This is a genomic window from Neisseria sp. HMSC15G01, assembly GCF_001808255.1.
Lineage (GTDB): Bacteria > Pseudomonadota > Gammaproteobacteria > Burkholderiales > Neisseriaceae > Neisseria > Neisseria subflava_A.
The window spans coordinates 59,336-78,009 of sequence record NZ_KV792676.1 but is presented as its reverse complement, the minus strand read 5'-3'; the positions used below and the strand labels follow the sequence as shown (position 1 = coordinate 78,009).

The window sequence follows — 18,674 nt, the reverse complement described above, 5'->3', positions numbered from 1 at the left end:
TCAGACGGCCTTGTTTTCAACCGAATACCTTTTATTTTGTTGCAATAAAAAACCCTTTACCTATCCATTTCAGCTACTGCCCACTATGGCTTTAGACACACCATATCATTCCTTTTCACTAAGTCTTCAGTACACCCAAGCCCTATATCAACACTATCCCTTCGTTTTAATGATGAAACTTTTTATTTCGAAATATGTCTACTCACTCGTTTCACTTGAAAAAAGATTCAATACCTTGTAAATTTATAAAAAGATAATGGTTATCATCATATTTTAAAGGAATAATCCATGAGATTTACGCAACTTTCTGCTTTGATTGCCGTCGCAGCTTTATCAGTCGGCTCCGTATCCGCTTTTGCCAAACCGGTTCAGCTGACCGATATCCTCGGCCGTAAGGTAACTGTCGACCTGCCTGCCAAGCGCGTGGTGTTGGGCTTCTACTACCAAGACTACATGGCCATCGGCGGCAAAACCGCGCTGGACAACGTCGTTGGTTTTTCCAAAGCAGTTTGGGCCGACTGGGCGCCGCCAAGCTGGGCGGCATTCAGCAAAGCCGTGCCTAAACTGAATCAGCTGACCGACGTGGGCGAAGTGGAAGTCGGCACGTTCTCGATTGAGAAAGTATTGGCGCTGAAACCCGATTTGCTGGTTTTGGCCGAATGGCAATACAAGGCTTTGGGTTCCGATCTCGACCGCATCAACAAAGCCGGCATCCCCATCGTCGTGTTGGATTACAACGCGCAAACAGTGGCCAAACACGTTCAATCGACCAAGCTCATCGGCACGCTGACCGGCCAGCAGCAAAAAGCCGACAAACTGGCGGCAGACTACAAACGCATCGCCGACACCATCCAGGCGCGCGTGAAAAAAGCCAACCGGCCCAAGCCTAAAGTCTATATCGAGTTCGGCAACAAAGGCCCTGCCGAACACAGCGTTACCTTCGGCAAGAGCATGTGGGGTTCGATGGCGACACTGGTCGGCGGCAACAATATCGCCGCTTCTTCGGTCGAATTCTACGGCCCGATCAATCCTGAAAAAGTCCTCGCCGCCAAACCCGACGTGATCGTGATTACCGGCCGCGAAACCGAATTGAAGAAAAACCCTGCCGCCATGGTGATGGGCTGGGGCATTCCAAAAGCCGAAGCGGAAAAACCGCTTGGCAGGCTTTGCCAAACGCGCCGGCTGGGCCAACCTGCCTGCGATTAAAAACAACCGCCTCTATGCCGCCTACCACGCCAACTCGCGCACGCTGTCCGACAGCGCATCGATTCAGTTTATGGCCAAAGCGATTTATCCGCAGTTGTTTAAGGATTTCAACCCTGAAAAAACCTATTTGGACTTCTACCGCCAAAACCTGCCCGTCGTACCGAACGGCACATTCTACCTCTATCCGAAAGGACAATAAGGTAATTTAGATTTTCAGACGGCCTTTAAAATCGGAAGGCCGTCTGAAATTTTTGCGGAAGAAAAAGGCAAACCTGTTTCTCCCCTTTCACAACACTCTTTTTTAAAGGTTTGAAACATGAATGATTCGGTTGTCGCCGAGATTGTGAAAAACCAGCGCAAGTTGGAAGGCAAGCGTTGGTTGATTGTGTTGATGTTTTTAGTCATCGCGGCGGTCAGTTTCCTATTCGACATCGCCACCGGCCCTGCGATGACGGACACGCTGCCCGTCGGCGAAGTGGTCAATGTTTTGCTGGGCAAACCCGAAGTCGATGAAATGAACCGCCTGATTGTGATGGATTTGCGCCTGCCGATTGCGGTGATGGCGTTGGTGGTCGGCGCGGCTTTAGGTGTCGGCGGTGCGGAAATTCAAACGCTCTTGAACAACCCGATGGCCAGCCCTTATACGCTGGGCTTGGCTGCGGCGGCAGGTTTGGGCGCGTCGGCGGTGATTGCGTTCGGCGGTTTCGGGCTGCCTGAAACGGTCGCCGTCCCCATCGGTGCGTTTGTGATGACCATGCTGGCTTCGGGCATCTTGTTTCTGTTTGCCTCAGCGCGCCGCTTCAATTCGGCGATGTTGGTGTTGGTGGGGATTGCGCTGTTGTTCCTGTTTCAGTCGATTTTGTCGCTGATTCAATTTATCGCCGCGCCTGAGATTTCGCAGCAGATTCTGTTTTGGCTGTTCGGCAGCCTGACCAAGGCGACTTGGGAAACAGTCATCGTTACGGCGGCGGTTACGGCGGTATGCGTGTTTCTGCTTTCGCGCGATGTGTGGAAGCTGACTGCGCTGCGCTTGGGCGAAGAACGCGCCGTCGGGCTGGGCATCAATCTGCAATTTTTGCGTCTGAAAACGCTGGTGTTGGTGGCGGTAATGACGGCAACGGCCATCAGTTTTGTCGGCGTCATCGGCTTTATCGGACTGGTTGCGCCGCATGTGGCGCGGATTCTTTTGGGCGAAGACCAACGTTTCTTCCTGCCCGGCGCGATGCTGGCAGGGGCGGCGTTTCTGTCGGTGGCCAGCGTGTTGTCCAAGGTGATTATCCCCGGCGCGCTGTTTCCGGTGGGGATTGTTACGTCGTTTGTCGGCGTGCCGTTCTTCTTCTGGATTGTATTAACGAAACGATAGGCCGTCTGAAATGTTGAAACTTGAAAACGTACACATCCGGCGCGGCGATTATGTGGTCGCCGACAATATCGATTTGACGCTGGAACAAGGCAAAGTCTATTCCGTGCTCGGCCCGAACGGCACGGGCAAATCCTCGCTGATGAAAACGATTTTCGGCGAAGTCGCGCACAAAGGCACCATCCGCTACGGCGACGAAGTGTTGAGCAAAATCCACCTGCAAAGCTGGCGCAAACGCATAGGCTATATGCCGCAGGACACCGCCGCCGAAGCCTCGCTGACCGCGCTGGAAGTCGTGTTGCTCGGCCGCATGGACGCGCTGCACATGCACGTCGGCGACGAACTGCTGCACGAAGCCGCAAGTATCATGGCGGAGCTGGGTATCGGCCATCTGGCGCACCGCGACGTCATGCGGCTTTCCGGCGGACAGCGGCAGCTCGTGATGTTTGCCCAAGTCATGCTGCGCCGCCCCGAAATCCTGATGCTGGACGAACCGGTCAGCGCGCTGGATATGCACCATCAGCTCAATCTTTTGGAGCGCGTGGTGCAATACACGCACGAACACAATCTGGTTACGCTGATGGTGTTGCACGATTTGAGCCTCGCCGCGCAGTTTTCAGACGGCGTGATTCTGCTTGGTGAAGGCAAAGTACAGGCGCAGGGCGCGCCGCAGGACGTGTTGCAGGCGGACATGATAGGCAGGCTGTATAAAGTGGACATCGAGCTTTTGTACGACAGCAAAGGCCTGCCCGTTATCCGCCCGATGCGGCAATCCTAGCTGGGAATCTGCCACCAAGAAACCAGCCCCAGCAATCATTTTATACTCTTCACAAAAAGGACTTTCCCATGAAAAAATCCCTCTTCCTCCTCATGCTGACCGCTTCCCTAAGCGCATACGCCGCCAACCACGAAATCAAAATGCTCGACAACGGCAAAGACGGCAGCATGGTGTTCGAGCCCGGCTACGTCAACGCCAAAGTCGGCGACACTGTTACCTTCAAAGCTGCCAACAGCGGCCACTGGGTACAAAGCAAAGCCCTGCCCGAGGGCGTTGCCGACTTCCTGTCCGAAGACGGCAAAGACTTCACCCTCAAGCTCGACAAAGAAGGCGTGTATGTCTATACCTGCCCGCCGCACCGCATGATGAACATGAGCGGCGTGATTCAGGTCGGCAAACCGGTGAACAAAGCCAAAGCGCAAGCCGTTGTCGATGAAATGGAAAACCGCGCCATGCAAAGCAAAGGCCGTCTGAAAAAATATATGGCGCAAGTGAAGTAAACGCTTTTATGCCTGTATTAAAGGCCGTCTGAAACCTTTCAGACGGCCTGTTTCCTTTGCGTAAAACACGCATCAAAGCTATATCTTCCGTTTCAGTTTCCGATAAAATAGGCCTATTCCGACACAAGACCCGTAAGCATGATACGCCGCCTTTACGCCACGTTGTGGCACCTCGCCCCCTTCCTGATCCGCCGCCACCTGCGCCGCCGCGCCCTCAAATCCCCAGCCTATCTCGAGCATTGGGGCGAGCGTTTCGGGCAGGCGTATCCCAATCCCGTACAATGCCCGATTTGGATACATGCCGTATCCGTCGGCGAAACGCGTGCAGCCGAACCTTTGGTGCAGGCATTGCGCCGCCATTTTCCCGACTCGCCGTTTCTGATTACCCAAATGACGCCGACCGGCCGCGCCACCGCGCAATCCCTGTTCCCTGATGCGCAATGCCGTTACCTACCCTACGACAAATCCGAATGGGTCGCCCGATTTTTAGCCGAACACCGCCCCATCTGCGGCATTTTGATGGAAACCGAAATCTGGCCCAACCTGATGCACGGCTGCCAAGAAGCAGGCATTCCCCTCTTTTTGGCCAACGCGCGCCTCTCCGAAAAATCCCAACGCGGCTACCTCAAAATCCGCAAGCTGGTCGAGCCTGCCATGCAGACCCTCTCCGGCTGCTTTGCCCAAACCGCCGCCGATGCCGAACGCCTGCACCTCATCGGCGCATCCAACGTCCACGTTTGCGGCAACACCAAATACGACATCGCGCCCCCCGATGACTCGCGCCCGCTTGCCGTCGCCTTTAAAGAACGCATCGGCGCACGAGCCGTCGTCGTCTGCGCCAGCACGCGCGTGTACAAAGGCACAGACGAAGCCGAGCTGCTCCTCAAAGCATGGCAGGGCTACCGCGGCAATGCCTTGCTGGTCATCGTACCGCGCCACCCTGAAAACTTTCAGACGGCCTACGATACCGCTAAATCGCTTGGTTATACCGTGCAAAAACGCAGCGACGGACAACCCGTTTCCCCCGATACACAGGTTTGGATAGGTGACAGCATGGGCGAACTGGCCGCCTACTACCTCAGCGCAGACATTGCCTTCGTCGGCGGCAGCCTCGTCGATGCAGGCTGCCAAAACATCATCGAACCCATCTCCTGCCGCGTCCCCACCCTCTTCGGCTACTCCAACTACAACTTCGCCCAAGCCTGCAAAGGCGCAGTCGAAGCCAAAGCCGCCGTCCGCGTCGAAACCGCCGAAGCCTGGTACAGAACCACGCGCCAATACCTCGACGACGAAACGCTGCGCCAACAGCTGATCAGCCACACCGAGCAATTCATTTCGCAACATCAAGGCGCCAGTGCCAAAATTGCCAAAGCGATTGCAGATTGTTTGAACCAGCGTTAAACAATAAAAAACCGCCCATTCATGACAAACAGGCGGAAACTGAAAAACAGTTTTTTGTTTTCAGCCGTTTAATTGACTAAGAGCAGGAACAGGGTTAAGATAATCCTAATGACTGTCCGCAGTCTCAGCCATGAACGACCCGTGCGAGTGGTATGTTTCATGATTGAAACCATCCTTTCTAGGGCGGTTTCAGCACAAAGCCCCACTGCAATGGGGCTTTTTTGCTACCAGCCCCACGATAATTATACCCAAACTTCCTAAAATCATTCCAAACAAATTTCCACTGAAAAGGCCGTCTGAAACCCCAATGTTTTGGGTTTCAGACGGCCTTTTCTCAACCTACAAACTTAACGTCCTGCTTTCAACACGCGGCGTGCAAACACGAACATACCAAAAACAAAAAACGCCAAGCCCAGCCATTTAGCGGCCGTATCCCAGTTTTCCAGGTTCAGGGCCAAAGGTGCATCCGAACCGCCGTTGGTTACGGAGAAAGCGATGATAAACGCCATAATCACACCGATCAGGCTCTCGCCGACAATCAAACCGGCGGAGAACAGCGTACCGATACGTTCCGCATTTTTCAGACGGCCTTCACGGTTTTCCTGACGGCGGGCGATGACGGATTTCAATACCGCCGCCAATACCGCGCCGATTACAATCGGCATATTCACAGACGGCGGCAGGTAAATGCCCATACCCACGGCCAATACCGGCAAAGCGCGCTTGCCGCCGGAAGATTTGCGCAATGTGAAATCGACCGCAATCAACGCCACGCCGATGCCCACGCCGGTGAAAATATAATCCCATTGCAAATTGTGCGAGAAAATACCTTGGGCGATGGTGGTCATCAAAGTTGCCTGAGGCGCGGCAAGAGCTTGGGCAGCATCCATGCCTTCACGCGGCATCGCGCCGGTAAAGCCGTAGGCTTCATACAAAAGCTCCAATACAGGCGAAATCACCAATGCACCAACAACGCAGCCGACAATCAGCGCAACCTGCTGTTTCCAAGGCGTCGCTTTTACCAGATAACCCGTTTTCAAATCCTGCAGGTTGTCATTGGAAATCGAAGCCACACAAATCACAGACGCGCCGCAAAACAGCGTCAACGCCAGCAGGAATTTGCGGTTTGCCTCGTCCGCCATCAAGCCGCCGGATTCGCCGACCAGCAGCAACACCAGCGAAATAATGACGATAGAGACGATGCCCACACCCGAAATCGGGCTGGAAGACGAACCAACCAAACCGGCCATATAACCGCAAGCCGCGGCCACCAAAAAGCCGATAATCGAAGCCAGCAGCGTACATACGACCACCAACAGCCAAGCCAAACCGCCGGAAATATGCGAGTCGCCGATAAAGTGGAAGAAGGACACGCCCAACACCAGCATCATCGCCAACACCCAGGCAATCATCGCCTTAGGCGACAAATCCTGTTCCGTGCGCTCGGTCATCTGCGCGCCGCCGAAATTGCGGAAAGACAGGCGCATGCCCTCAACCATCGGTTTCATCAAAGTCAACAGCGTCCAAATAGCCGCGATACCGATCGTACCTGCGCCGATAAAACGGACTTTTTCCTTCCACAAAGACATCGCAAAAGGAATCATCTCCACATCGGCAGGTTGCGGAATATGCGCCGACAGATAAGGCACGGCCACACCCCAGGCAATCGAGATACCCAGCAAAATCGCGATACCGCCGGTCAGGCCGACCAAATAGCCCGCGCCCAGCAAAGCCAGCGAAAAGCCCATCGGCACTTGAAACACCGACGCTCCGCCTTTAAACCAAAAGCTCGCGCTGTCCGCCACCACGCGCAAACCGCTTGCGCAGAAGCTCATCAAACCCGCCAGAGCGCCGCCCGACACCAATTCCTTGATACCGCTGCCGCCTTCCTGTTGGTCCGCATCATGGTCGCCGACCTTTAAAATCTCGGCCGCTGCCACACCTTCCGGATAAGGCAAATCGCTCTTCACCACCATTGCATAACGCAAAGGCACAGTGAAAATCACGCCCAAAATACCGCCGGACATACACAGCAGCGTTGTCTGCCAAAACGGGAAGCCCGCCCAATAACCGGCCATCAGCAAACCCGGCAGAATAAAAATAATACTGGAGAGCGTACCCGCGGCCGAAGCCTGAGTCTGCACCATATTATTTTCCAGAATATTGCTGCCTTTAAAAAACTTCAAAACCGCCATCGAAATCACCGCAGCCGGAATCGAAGACGCAAAAGTCAGGCCCACCTTCAAGCCCAAATACACATTGGATGCCGTAAAAATCACCGTAATCAACGCGCCGAGTATCATCCCCCGCAGCGTCAGTTCACGGAAGCTCGCATAAGGATCAACCGCCTGTTTCATAAAAAATCTTCCTGTATCAGGTAAACAATCAAAACTTTTCAGACGGCCTTTTGATACATCCATCAGGCCGTCTGAAAAGCCTCTCTTTTACCATTTTAATGAACTATCCGACTACACGCAAAAGCCCTATTTATTTTCATTTGACGCCAAACAATAAAATCATATCGATACAGACGTTTGGGGCAGTTTGACGGTTTCAGGTAGAATAACGCCAAATTCATCAACCGTTCAGAAAGCCGCCGCCATGTATTCACTCGTCCGCCCTATCCTGTTCCGTTTCGATGCAGAAAAGGCCCATCATTTCACGCTCAACAGTTTGCGTTCTATCGAAAAACTCGGCCTGCTGCCCAAAGTAGACAGCCACACCCGGCCAACCGAGCTGATGGGTTTGCAGCTGCCCAATCCGGTCGGCTTGGCGGCGGGTTTGGACAAAAACGGCGAGTGCATCGATGCGTTTGCCGCTTTGGGTTTCGGCTTTGTCGAAATCGGCACGGTAACGCCCAAGCCGCAGCCGGGCAATCCGCAGCCGCGCCTTTTCCGCGTTCCCGAACACCAAGGCATCATTAACCGCATGGGTTTCAACAACCACGGCATCGACGCAATGATCCGCAACATTGAAAACAGCCGTTTTAAAGGCATTTTGGGCATCAACATCGGCAAAAATGCCGTTACGCCGATTGAAAATGCGGCCGACGATTATCTGATTTGCTTGGAAAAAGCCTACGCCCACGCAAGCTACATCACGGTCAATATTTCCTCCCCCAATACGAAAAACCTGCGCGCCTTGCAGGGCGGCGACGAATTGAGCGCATTGTTGGAGGCCTTGAAAAACAAACAGGCGCAACTGGCAGCCGCGCATGGCAAATATGTGCCTCTGGCGGTCAAAATCGCGCCGGATTTGGACGAAGCGCAAATCGACGACATCGCCCATGTGGTCAAATCTGTGGAAATGGACGGCATCATCGCCACCAACACAACCATCGACAAATCAAGCTTGGACAGCCATCCGCTCGCAGGCGAACAAGGCGGCTTGAGCGGCTTGCCCGTTCGCGAGAAAAGCAATCAGGTGTTGAAACTTTTGGCGGAACGCATTGACGGCAAGCTGCCGATTATCGGCGTCGGCGGCGTCATGAACGGCGCGGACGCGGCAGAAAAAATCCGCTTGGGTGCCAGTGCGGTTCAGGTGTACAGCGGTTTGATTTATCGCGGCCCTGAGTTGATTAAAGAGTGTTTGGCTGCGTTGAAATGATACTTTCCTAAAAAACAAGGCCGTCTGAAATCTTTCAGACGGCCTTTTGCTATGCTTTCATTCTTCAAACAGATTGCCTTGTGCCAATAAGGTTTTGACCGGTGCGAAATCGCGGCGGTGTTCCGGCAATACGCCGTATTGTTTCAATGCGGCCAAATGTTGCGCCGTGCCGTAGCCTTTGTGGCGGTCAAACCCGTATTGCGGATAGCGTTTCGCCAATTCATACATTTCTGCATCACGCGCGGTTTTGGCCAAAACCGAAGCGGCGGAGATTTCAATAATTTTGCTGTCGCCTTTGACCACGGCCTCTGCAGGGACATTCAAATCTTTCGGCACACGGTTGCCGTCTATCCATACTTTGTCAGGCACGACCGACAACCCCTCGACTGCGCGCTTCATCGCGGCCATGGTTGCGTGCAGGATGTTCAGTTGCAGGATTTCGTCGGGATCGGCAAAGGCAATGCTCCATGCAACCGCCTGTTCCTTAATCATCTGCGCCAACATATCGCGCTTTTTTTCGCTCAGTTTTTTTGAGTCGGTCAAACCCGGCAGGTCAAAATGTTCCGGCAAAATCACTGCCGCCGCAAATACGCTGCCGACCAAAGGGCCGCGCCCCGCTTCGTCCACGCCTGCGCTTAAAACCGTCGCCATTTCTTCACCGCCTGTCTGATTCAAAGCCGCCATTATATCCGCTTGCGGCAGATAAAATCCGCAATAGGACAAGCCGTTTGGGAGCAGTTCAAATTTCATCTGCTTTACCAATCAGTTATAATTTACATCCCCACATACCCATACGTCTTACAACATGCCTGCCCAATCCGAACGCCTCCATTTTTCCGAACGCTGGCTCAACGCCTACGAACGCTACCGCTATCGCCGCCATATCCACGCCTTCCGCCTCGGCTTGGCAATCGTGTTTTCCACCCTGTTGGCCAAAGTCTTCCACCTGCAACACGGCGAGTGGATCGGCATGACCGTCTTTGTCGTCCTCGGCATGCTGCAATTCCAAGGCGCGATTTACTCCAAAGCAGTCGAACGCATGCTCGGCACGGCCATCGGTTTGGGCGTCGGTTTGGCCGTTTTATGGTTGAACCAGCATTATTTGCAAGACGGCGTTTTCTTCTATCTGATTATCGGCGCCGCCAGCGCAGTGGCCGGTTGGTCTGCGGTCGGCAAAAACGGCTATGTCGCCATGCTTGCCGGTTTGACCATGTGCATGCTCATCGGCGACAGCAGCCACCACTGGCTCGACAGCGGTCTGATGCGCGCCATGAACGTTTTGATTGGTGCCGCCATCGCCATTGCCGCCGCCAAACTCCTGCCCCTGCGCTCCACACTCATGTGGCGCTTCATGCTTGCCGACAACCTCACCGACTGCGCCAAAATGATTGCCGAAATCAGCAACGGCAAACGCATGACGCGCGAGCGTTTGGAACAAAACATGATTAAAATGCGCCAAATCAACGCCCGCATGGTCAAAAGCCGCAGCCATCTGGCCGCCACATCCGGCGAAAGCCACATCAGCAACAATATGATGGAAGCCATGCAGCATGCCCATCGCAAAATCGTCAACACCACCGAGCTGCTCCTGACCACCGCTGCCAAACTGCGCGCGCCCACGCTCAACGAAAGCGAAATCCGCCTGCTCGACCGCCACTTCAACCAACTCCAACGCGAGCTGCGCCTGACCGTCCGTCTCATCAAAGGCCACTACGCCCGCCGCATCCGAATCGATACTTCGCTCAATGCCGAACTAAGCAAACCGGCCGCCCGCCTGCATTACGACTGGCAAGGCTTCCTCTGGCTCAGCACCAATATGCGTAACGAAATCGCCGCATTGGTGATTCTGTTGCAACGTTCGCGCAATAAATGGTTGGACAAAAAAGAATTGCAGCGCCTGAAAGAACACCTGCGCAACGACAACAAGCCCAAATCGGAAGAGGCCGTCTGAAAAAGGCCTGTCGTATTTTTACCCAAACCCCGCCGCAAGACAGCAAAAGGCCGTCTGAAACCCAATGGTTCAGACGGCCTTTCCATCAATTCATCCGCAATAAATGCCGCATAAAGCAAAATCCCCTGCGATTGCAGGGGATTTTTATATTTGGTTGCGGGAGCAGGATTCGAACCTACGACCTTCGGGTTATGAGCCCGACGAGCTACCATGCTGCTCCATCCCGCGTCAGAAGTTGTAACTATACAGAAAGGCGGAATTGCTGTCAAGCGTTTTTGACAGAAAATATCCAAACGTTGCTTTACAAAAAACCGGCCGCGTGGTTTAATTTTCGTTAATAAAGAAACAGGGGTGCTGCTTTCAAACCGAGCGGCTGAGAAATACCCTTTACACCCGAACAGGATAATACCTGCGTGGGGAGTTTCGGCAAATGTGATTTTAGACGGTCGATTGAAGATATCCGCAAGGCCGTCTGAAAAAAAGCAATGCTCCTGTTTCCATTTCATAACCGAGAAACAGGAGCAATTTTTATGACTACCGCTAAAAAAACCGGCGATGAGGCGCGCCGTCTTTCCGACTTGAGTGAAGACATCGGCATCCGCTTCCAATATCCCAACTCCGACCGCGTCTATATCCCAGGCAGCCGCGCCGACATCCGCGTGCCTTTGCGCGAAATCCGTCAGGACGACACCTACACGGCGCAAGGCACGGAAGCCAATCCGCCGATTCCGGTGTACGACACCAGCGGCGCATACGGCGATCCGGCGGCACACATCGACTTGAAACAAGGGTTGCCGCACGTCCGCACTGCATGGCTGGACGAACGCAGCGACACCGAAATCCTGCCCAAGCTCTCCAGCGAATACGGCACCGAACGCGCGCACGATCCGAAGACCGCCCATCTGCGCTTCAACCAAATCACCCGCCCGCGCCGCGCCAAAGCAGGCCGCAACGTAACCCAGCTCCACTACGCCCGCCAAGGCATCATCACGCCGGAAATGGAGTTTGCCGCCATACGCGAACGCATGAAGCTAGACGAGCTTTTCAGACGGCCCGAATACGCCAAACTCTTGAAACAACACGCAGGGCAAAGTTTCGGCGCGAACATCCCGACTCATCCCGACCAAATCACGCCCGAATTCGTGCGCCGAGAAATCGCCGCCGGACGCGCGATTATCCCCGCCAACATCAACCATCCCGAACTCGAACCGATGATTATCGGCCGCAACTTCCGCGTCAAAATCAACGGCAACTTGGGCAATTCCGCCGTTACCTCCAGCCTGACCGAAGAAGTCGAAAAAATGGTGTGGTCGCTGCGTTGGGGCGCAGACACGATTATGGATTTGTCCACCGGCGCGCACATCCACGAAACGCGCGAATGGATTATCCGCAACGCGCCCGTCCCCATCGGCACTGTACCCATCTATCAGGCTTTGGAAAAAACCGGCGGCATTGCCGAAGATTTGACTTGGGATTTGGTGCGCGATACCTTAATCGAGCAGGCGGAACAAGGCGTAGACTATTTCACCCTGCACGCAGGCGTATTGCTGCGCTATGTGCCGATGACCGCCAACCGCCTCACCGGCATCGTATCGCGCGGCGGCTCCATCATGGCGAAATGGTGTCTCGCCCACCATCGGGAAAACTTCCTCTACACGCATTTCGACGAAATTTGCGAAATCATGAAAGCCTACGACGTATCGTTCAGCCTCGGCGACGGCCTGCGCCCCGGCTGCATTGCCGATGCCAACGACGAATCCCAATTCGCCGAATTGCACACCTTGGGCGAATTGACCGCCAAAGCGTGGGAACACGACGTCCAAGTCATGATCGAAGGCCCCGGCCATGTGCCGTTGCAACGCGTCAAAGAAAACATGACCGAAGAGTTGCAACACTGCTTTGAAGCGCCTTTCTACACCCTCGGCCCGCTCGTTACCGACATCGCCCCCGGCTACGACCACATCACCTCGGGCATAGGCGCGACCAATATCGGCTGGTACGGCACAGCCATGCTCTGCTACGTGACCCCGAAAGAGCATCTCGGCCTGCCCGACAAAGAAGACGTACGTACCGGCATCATCACCTACAAACTCGCTGCCCACGCCGCCGACCTCGCCAAAGGCTGGCCGGGTGCACAATTACGCGACAACGCCCTGAGCAAGGCGCGTTTCGAGTTCCGCTGGCGCGACCAATTCCGCTTAAGCCTCGACCCCGAACGCGCCGAGAGCTTCCACGACGAAACCCTGCCTGCCGAAGGCGCGAAAATCGCCCACTTCTGCTCGATGTGCGGCCCAAAATTCTGCTCGATGAAAATCACGCAGGAAGTACGCGACTACGCCGACAAGCAAAAAGCCCAGCGGCAAGGCATGGAGGAAAAAGCGATTGAGTTCGTCAAAAAAGGAGCGAAGCTTTACAGCTAAAACATAAAACAAGAAAAGGCCGTCTGAAAATGTTTCAGACGGCCTTTTTAGCAAATAGTCTTGAAGCCAAGCACATACGCCCTGCGGCTGCTTATTTTTCTACCCTGCGGAAATGGTGCGGACGGAAGCCGAGCGCGGCGAGGGAAACGAAGTAGAGGCCGCCGCCCAAGGCAATCAGGACGCAGAGTTGGCCTGCTTTTTTAAAGCCGCCGACGTGTACCCATTCAAACGGCAGATAAGATTGCGCCAGCCACAAACCGCCGCCCATGACGACCAAAGAGATGGCCATTTTGACCAAAAACGCAGCCCAACCTTTGCCGGGGCGGTAAATGCTGTGTTTGCGCAAAAGGAAAAACAGCAAGCCTGCATTCAGACACGCGCCTAAACCGATAGCGAGGGACAGGCCGACGTGTTTGAGCGGCGAAATGAAGGCGAGGTTCATCAACTGCGTGCAAATCAGCGTGAAAATAGCGACTTTAACGGGGGTTTTGATGTTTTGACGCGCGTAGAAGCCGGGCGCCAACACTTTAATCATAATCAGACCGATCAAGCCGAAGGAATAGGCAATCAGCGCATATTGGGTCATTTGCGCATCATGCAACGTAAATTCACGGTACATGAACAAGGTCGTAACCAGAGGGAAAGACAACACGGCAAGGCCGACGGCGGCAGGCAGGGTCAGCAGCATGCACAGGCGCAAACCCCAGTCGAGCAGGCCGGAAAACTGCTCGGTATCCTGACTGGCGGCGTGTTTGGACAAGGTGGGCAATAAGATTGTACCGAGTGCTACGCCCAAAACACCGGTCGGCAATTCCATCAGTCGGTCGGCGTAATACATCCATGACACGCTGCCGGACTGCAAAAATGAGGCAAAAATGGTGTTGATAACCAAGGAAATCTGCGCCACGCTCACGCCCAAAATAGCCGGGGCCATCTGTTTCATTACGCGGTTGACCGCTGCGTCTTTAAAGCTGAGTTTGGGCATTTTCAAGAAGCCCAATTTTGCTAACCAAGGCAGTTGGAACACCAGCTGCAACACGCCGCCGACAAATACCGCCCACGCCAAAGCCATAACAGGCGGATCAAAATACGGTACGAAAAACAGGGAAAAGACGATAAAGGAGATGTTCAAAAAAGTCGGCGTAAAGGCGGGAATGCCGAATTTATGATAGGAGTTGAGTATTGAGCCGACAAAAGACGACAAGGAAATCAAAAAGATATAAGGAAATGTCACCCGCAGCAGATCGATGGAGAGCTGAAACTTATTGGCTTCTTTGGCAAAACCGGGCGCAGAAACATAAATCACCCACGGCGCGGCAAGTATACCCAGCGCGGTAACGATGACCAGCACAAACGACAACATACCGGCCACATGGCGCACAAACGCCTGCGTGGCTTCGGGTGAGCGGGTTTCTTTGTATTCCGCCAAAATCGGTACAAAGGCTTGGGCAAATGCGCCTTCTGCAAACACGCGCCGCAGCAGGTTGGGCAGTTTGAACGCGACAAAAAACGCATCCGTCGCCATGCCTGCACCAAACGCACGGGCAATAATCGTATCGCGCACAAAGCCCAAAATGCGCGACACCATCGTCAGGCTGCCAACCTTGGCCAAGGCTCCCAATAAATTCATGTATTTTCCTTACTTGTCTTTCAGGCCGTCTGAAAACCCGGCTTCCTCCAATACTGCCGCCGCCGCCAATGCCGCCGTATCTTTTTTCAACAGCAGATGCAAGGCGTAGAAATCTTGTTCCAACGCGGCCACGGCTTCAGGGTGGTCATACCAGTCTGCCACGGCCTGCGCCAGTTTTTCAGGGACGGCATCATGTTGCAGCAGCTCGGGAACGGCGGCTTTACCCAACAGAATATTGGGCAAACCAACATGCGGCACTTTGATTTTGTTTTTCACATATGCATAAGTCAGCGGCGAAATTTTGTAGCTGATGACCATAGGCCGCTTACACAAGGCCACTTCCAAAGTTGCCGTACCGCTGGTGACCAATACCACGTCGGCAGCGGTGCAAACCGTATCCGACTGCTTGTCAGTCAACGTAATGGGAAGGGGGGAGAACTCAGGCTGCGCCAAAATTTCGGTAATGCGTTTGCGCGTTGCGACCGTCGCCACAGGCAGTAAAAACTGTGCCTGCGGATAACGTTTCAGCAGCAGTAAGGCCGTCTGAAAAAACACCGCCGCCATGTAATCGATTTCGCTCACGCGGCTGCCGGGCAATATGGCAAACACAGGTACGTCCGCAGGTACGCCCAGCTTCTGCCGCGCCGCCGCCCTATCCGCTTCCACGGGCATGGTTTGCGCCATCGGATGGCCGACAAATTCAGCCTTGCCTCCGGCATCGATATAAAGCTGCGGCTCCATCGGAAACAGGCACAACACGCGGTTGACCTGATGCACGATTTTATTGACCCGTTCGCGCCGCCATGCCCAAACCGACGGGCTGACGTAATGAATGGTATGAATGCCTGCCTGCTTGAGTTTTTCCGCCACGCCGAGATTAAAGTCCGGCGCATCGATGCCGATAAACACATCCGGCTTGAGGCGGATTAAATCATTCACCAGCCCTTTGCGGATTTTCAAAATCTGCGGCAGGCGTTTGATGACTTCAACAAAACCGCGCACCGCCAGCTTTTCCTGATCGTACAAACTCTCAAAGCCCTCCGCCTTCATGCGCTCGCCGCCGATACCGGTAAACCGCGCGTTCGGGCAACGCGCCTTAATGGCACGGATTAAGTGTGCGCCGAGCAAGTCGCCGGAAGCTTCGCCGACGCTGATGGCGATAAGGGGGGAAGAATTGGGATTCATGTGTTAAGGTTCGGAAGCTAAAAGATTTTGGGGCGGACATTTGCCCGCCCGTTTTCAGACGGCATCAACGGCAAACAGACAGAAAACCTGCCCTACTGCGCGGTTTTTTGCAATCCAAAGGCCGTCTGAAAAAGTTTCAGACGGCCTTCAATCCATCCATCAACGGATAATGCCGCGTGTGGATTGTGCAAAAAAGCCTTTAAATACCGCCAATTCGCTTTGGGTTTCGGCGCGTTTCAGAATCTCTGCCTTAGCTTCTTCAAACGGAATGCCGCGATGGTAAATGGTTTTATACGCATCTTTGACGGAGGCAATCTGTTCGGCAGTGAAACCGTTGCGGCGCATACCTTCGCTGTTGAGGCCGGCCGGTTCGGCACGGTAGCCTGCAGCCATAAAGTACGGCGGTACGTCTTTGTGTACGCCGGCGGCAAACGCGGTCATGGCGTAGTCACCGATTTGGCAGAATTGGAACACCAGCGTGTAGCCGCCCAAGACGACGTAGTCGCCGATGGTAACGTGGCCTGCGAGTGAGGCGTTGTTGGCGAAGATGGTATGGTTGCCGACCACGCAGTCATGGGCGAGGTGGCAGTAGGCCATAATCCAGTTGTCGTCGCCGATACGGGTTTCGCCGATGCCGGTAACCGTGCCGAGGTTGAACGTCGTAAATTCGCGGATGGTGTTGCCGTTGCCGATAATCAGCTTGGTCGGCTCGTCGCGGTATTTTTTGTCCTGCGGAATTTCGCCGAGGCTGGCAAATTGGAAAATGCGGTTGTTTTCACCGATGGTCGTATGGCCGTTGATGACGACGTGCGGGCCGATTTCGGTATTCGCACCGATTTGCACATTGGGGCCGATGATGCTGTATGGGCCGACTTTGACGCTGGAGTCGAGTTCGGCTTTAGGGTCGATGACGGCGGTCGGATGGATAAGGGTCATGCTGTTTCCTTGCTGTCTGATACAGGTATTGCCTGCAAGATGCCGTCTGAACTTTCAGACGGCCTGTCCCATTCTTACACCACGCGTTTGGCGCACATAATCACGGCTTCAACGGCAACTTGGCCATCGACTTTGGCAACGGCGTTGAATTTGCCGATACCGCGTTTGTTGGTCAACAGCTCGACTTCAAAAACCAGTTGGTCGCCGGGGATGACTTGGCGTTTGAAACGAGCGTCGTCGATACCGGCGAAGAAGAAGAATTCGTTTTCTTTGCGGCCGCCTTCGCTGAGGATGGCGAGTGTGCCGCACGCTTGCGCCATGGCTTCGATAATCAGCACGCCGGGCATCACGGGCAGGTCGGGAAAATGGCCTTGGAACTGCGGCTCGTTCATGGTGACGTTTTTAATCGCAGTCAGGGTTTTCATCGGTTCGAACGCAGTAATGCGGTCGAGTTGCAAAAACGGATAACGGTGTGGGATAAGTTTTTGAATATCTTTGGCTTCGATCGGGAGTTGTACGTCCATGATGTTCGTCTTTCCTTGTTTGTATTGGGTTTAAACGTATTCGGATGCGGGGCGCGAACTGTTTGCGCCGCCTTTAGGCTTCGTCGCTGTCGGCAAGCTGTTTTTCCAGCGTTTTGATGCGTTTGTTCATTTCGCTCAAACGGTGGATATAAACGGCATTGCGCGCCCAGTCTTTGTAGCCCGACATCGGGAAAATACCGGCCAGATGCTGGCCGCTTTCGGTAATGCTGTGGGTAACGGATGTACCGCCGCCGATGGTGGTTTTATCGGCGATTTCGATGTGTCCAACCGTACCGACGCCGCCGCCGATAATGCAATAATTGCCGATGGTGACGCTGCCGGAAATACCGGTTTTGGCGGCGATAACGGTATGTGAACCGATTTTGCAGTTGTGGCCGATTTGGACTTGGTTGTCGATTTTGGTGCCGTTGCCGACGGTCGTGTCGCTCATTGCGCCGCGGTCGATATTGGTGTTCGAACCGATTTCCACATCATCGCCCAACGTGACTGCGCCGGTTTGCGGGATTTTAAACCATGAATCGCCGGCAAAGGCCAAGCCGAAACCGTCCGCGCCGATGACTGCGCCGCTGTGGATTTCGACACGGTTGCCCAGAGTGCAGCCGTAATAGATGACAGAGTTGGGATGCAGCACGACTTCATCGCCCAACGTGCAATCGTGTTGGACAACGGCATTGGCCAAAATACGGCAGCCTTCGCCCAATACGGCATTCGCGCCGATATAGGCATTTGCGCCGATTTCGCAGCTTGCCGGTACTTTGGCGCTTGCCTCGACAACGGCGGTCGGATGTACGCTGCCCTGTGCTTTGACAATTGGTGAGAACAATCGTGCCACTTTGGCAAAATAAAGATAAGGGTCGGCAGCCACAATCAGGTTGCGGCCTGCAAATTCGTCTGCGGCTTTCGGCGACACAATCACTGCGCCTGCTTGGCTGTCGTGTACTTCGGCTTTGTATTTCGGGTTGGCCAAAAAGCTGATGTGTTCCGCCTGCGCCTGATCCAACGGACGGACGGCGGTAATGGCGATGTCTTCGCCTTTCCATTCGCCGCCGAGTTGGGAAACGATTTGGGACAGGGTGTATGCTTGTGAAGTCATGATAATCTGCCGTCAAGATGTCAGGCCGTCTGAAAGATGCCGGTTTGGGTTTCAGACGGCCTT

At 54.2% G+C, this 18,674-nt stretch carries 14 protein-coding genes, 1 tRNA gene, 1 pseudogene and 1 riboswitch; of the genes and pseudogenes, 8 read left to right on the top strand and 8 right to left on the bottom strand.

Annotated features, from left to right (window positions below; all coding sequences use genetic code 11):
- The first annotated feature begins 288 nt into the window (after positions 1–288).
- From HMPREF3139_RS05385 to waaA, 5 genes and pseudogenes are all read left to right on the top strand, one after another.
- A pseudogene (locus tag HMPREF3139_RS05385) lies at positions 289–1,405 on the top strand (ABC transporter substrate-binding protein).
- Between the two features lie 117 nt (positions 1,406–1,522).
- Entirely contained in the window at positions 1,523–2,569 is a 1,047-nt protein-coding gene (locus HMPREF3139_RS05380) for a FecCD family ABC transporter permease (RefSeq protein ID WP_049332949.1), read from the top strand.
- 10 nt (positions 2,570–2,579) lie between these two features.
- Entirely contained in the window at positions 2,580–3,344 is a 765-nt protein-coding gene (locus HMPREF3139_RS05375; protein ID WP_004519103.1) for an ABC transporter ATP-binding protein, read from the top strand.
- Positions 3,345–3,412: 68 nt separating this feature from the next.
- Positions 3,413–3,844: a plastocyanin/azurin family copper-binding protein gene (locus HMPREF3139_RS05370; RefSeq protein ID WP_070461076.1), complete on the top strand. Its 432-nt coding sequence runs from the start codon at positions 3,413–3,415 to the stop codon at positions 3,842–3,844.
- A 138-nt stretch (positions 3,845–3,982) separates the two neighbouring features.
- Positions 3,983–5,245 carry a lipid IV(A) 3-deoxy-D-manno-octulosonic acid transferase gene (gene waaA / locus HMPREF3139_RS05365; RefSeq protein ID WP_070461074.1) on the top strand — a complete coding sequence of 421 codons (1,263 nt, stop codon included), beginning with the start codon at positions 3,983–3,985 and terminating at the stop codon, positions 5,243–5,245.
- 347 nt (positions 5,246–5,592) lie between these two features.
- Here the strand turns inward: waaA and HMPREF3139_RS05360 are convergent, their stop codons facing one another.
- Positions 5,593–7,602, bottom strand: coding sequence for an OPT family oligopeptide transporter (locus HMPREF3139_RS05360; protein WP_070461072.1), 2,010 nt, complete (start codon positions 7,600–7,602; stop codon positions 5,593–5,595).
- A gap of 244 nt (positions 7,603–7,846) precedes the next feature.
- Between HMPREF3139_RS05360 and HMPREF3139_RS05355 the strand changes: the two genes are divergently transcribed.
- Positions 7,847–8,851, top strand: a complete 1,005-nt coding sequence (locus HMPREF3139_RS05355; RefSeq protein WP_070461070.1) for a quinone-dependent dihydroorotate dehydrogenase — start codon at positions 7,847–7,849, stop codon at positions 8,849–8,851.
- 57 nt (positions 8,852–8,908) lie between these two features.
- Here the strand turns inward: HMPREF3139_RS05355 and rnhB are convergent, their stop codons facing one another.
- Positions 8,909–9,502, bottom strand: a complete 594-nt coding sequence (gene rnhB / locus HMPREF3139_RS05350; protein ID WP_063068644.1) for a ribonuclease HII — start codon at positions 9,500–9,502, stop codon at positions 8,909–8,911.
- 154 nt (positions 9,503–9,656) lie between these two features.
- On the opposite strand from rnhB, the gene HMPREF3139_RS05345 reads away from it, so the two are divergent.
- Positions 9,657–10,802, top strand: coding sequence for an FUSC family protein (locus HMPREF3139_RS05345; RefSeq protein WP_049323643.1), 1,146 nt, complete (start codon positions 9,657–9,659; stop codon positions 10,800–10,802).
- Positions 10,803–10,953: 151 nt separating this feature from the next.
- On the opposite strand, the gene HMPREF3139_RS05340 is transcribed toward HMPREF3139_RS05345, so the two are convergent.
- Positions 10,954–11,030 (bottom strand) — tRNA-Met (locus HMPREF3139_RS05340).
- A 109-nt stretch (positions 11,031–11,139) separates the two neighbouring features.
- Positions 11,140–11,239: riboswitch (TPP riboswitch) on the top strand.
- A gap of 93 nt (positions 11,240–11,332) precedes the next feature.
- On the opposite strand from HMPREF3139_RS05340, the gene thiC reads away from it, so the two are divergent.
- Positions 11,333–13,222, top strand: coding sequence for a phosphomethylpyrimidine synthase ThiC (gene thiC / locus HMPREF3139_RS05335; protein WP_070461068.1), 1,890 nt, complete (start codon positions 11,333–11,335; stop codon positions 13,220–13,222).
- 91 nt (positions 13,223–13,313) lie between these two features.
- On the opposite strand, the gene murJ is transcribed toward thiC, so the two are convergent.
- From murJ to lpxD, 5 genes are all read right to left on the bottom strand, one after another.
- A complete protein-coding gene (gene murJ, locus HMPREF3139_RS05330) occupies positions 13,314–14,852 on the bottom strand; it encodes a murein biosynthesis integral membrane protein MurJ (RefSeq protein ID WP_070461066.1) in 1,539 nt (512 codons plus the stop codon).
- 9 nt (positions 14,853–14,861) lie between these two features.
- On the bottom strand, positions 14,862–16,037 hold the full coding sequence (gene lpxB / locus HMPREF3139_RS05325; RefSeq protein WP_070461065.1) for a lipid-A-disaccharide synthase: 1,176 nt from the start codon (positions 16,035–16,037) through the stop codon (positions 14,862–14,864).
- Between the two features lie 159 nt (positions 16,038–16,196).
- Positions 16,197–16,973: an acyl-ACP--UDP-N-acetylglucosamine O-acyltransferase gene (gene lpxA / locus HMPREF3139_RS05320; RefSeq protein ID WP_070461064.1), complete on the bottom strand. Its 777-nt coding sequence runs from the start codon at positions 16,971–16,973 to the stop codon at positions 16,197–16,199.
- Positions 16,974–17,047: 74 nt separating this feature from the next.
- Positions 17,048–17,497 carry a 3-hydroxyacyl-ACP dehydratase FabZ gene (gene fabZ / locus HMPREF3139_RS05315; protein WP_003681704.1) on the bottom strand — a complete coding sequence of 150 codons (450 nt, stop codon included), beginning with the start codon at positions 17,495–17,497 and terminating at the stop codon, positions 17,048–17,050.
- 73 nt (positions 17,498–17,570) lie between these two features.
- Positions 17,571–18,611 (bottom strand): UDP-3-O-(3-hydroxymyristoyl)glucosamine N-acyltransferase, encoded by a 1,041-nt coding sequence (lpxD, locus tag HMPREF3139_RS05310; RefSeq protein WP_070461063.1) that lies wholly within the window; start codon positions 18,609–18,611, stop codon positions 17,571–17,573.
- Positions 18,612–18,674: the final 63 nt, after the last annotated feature.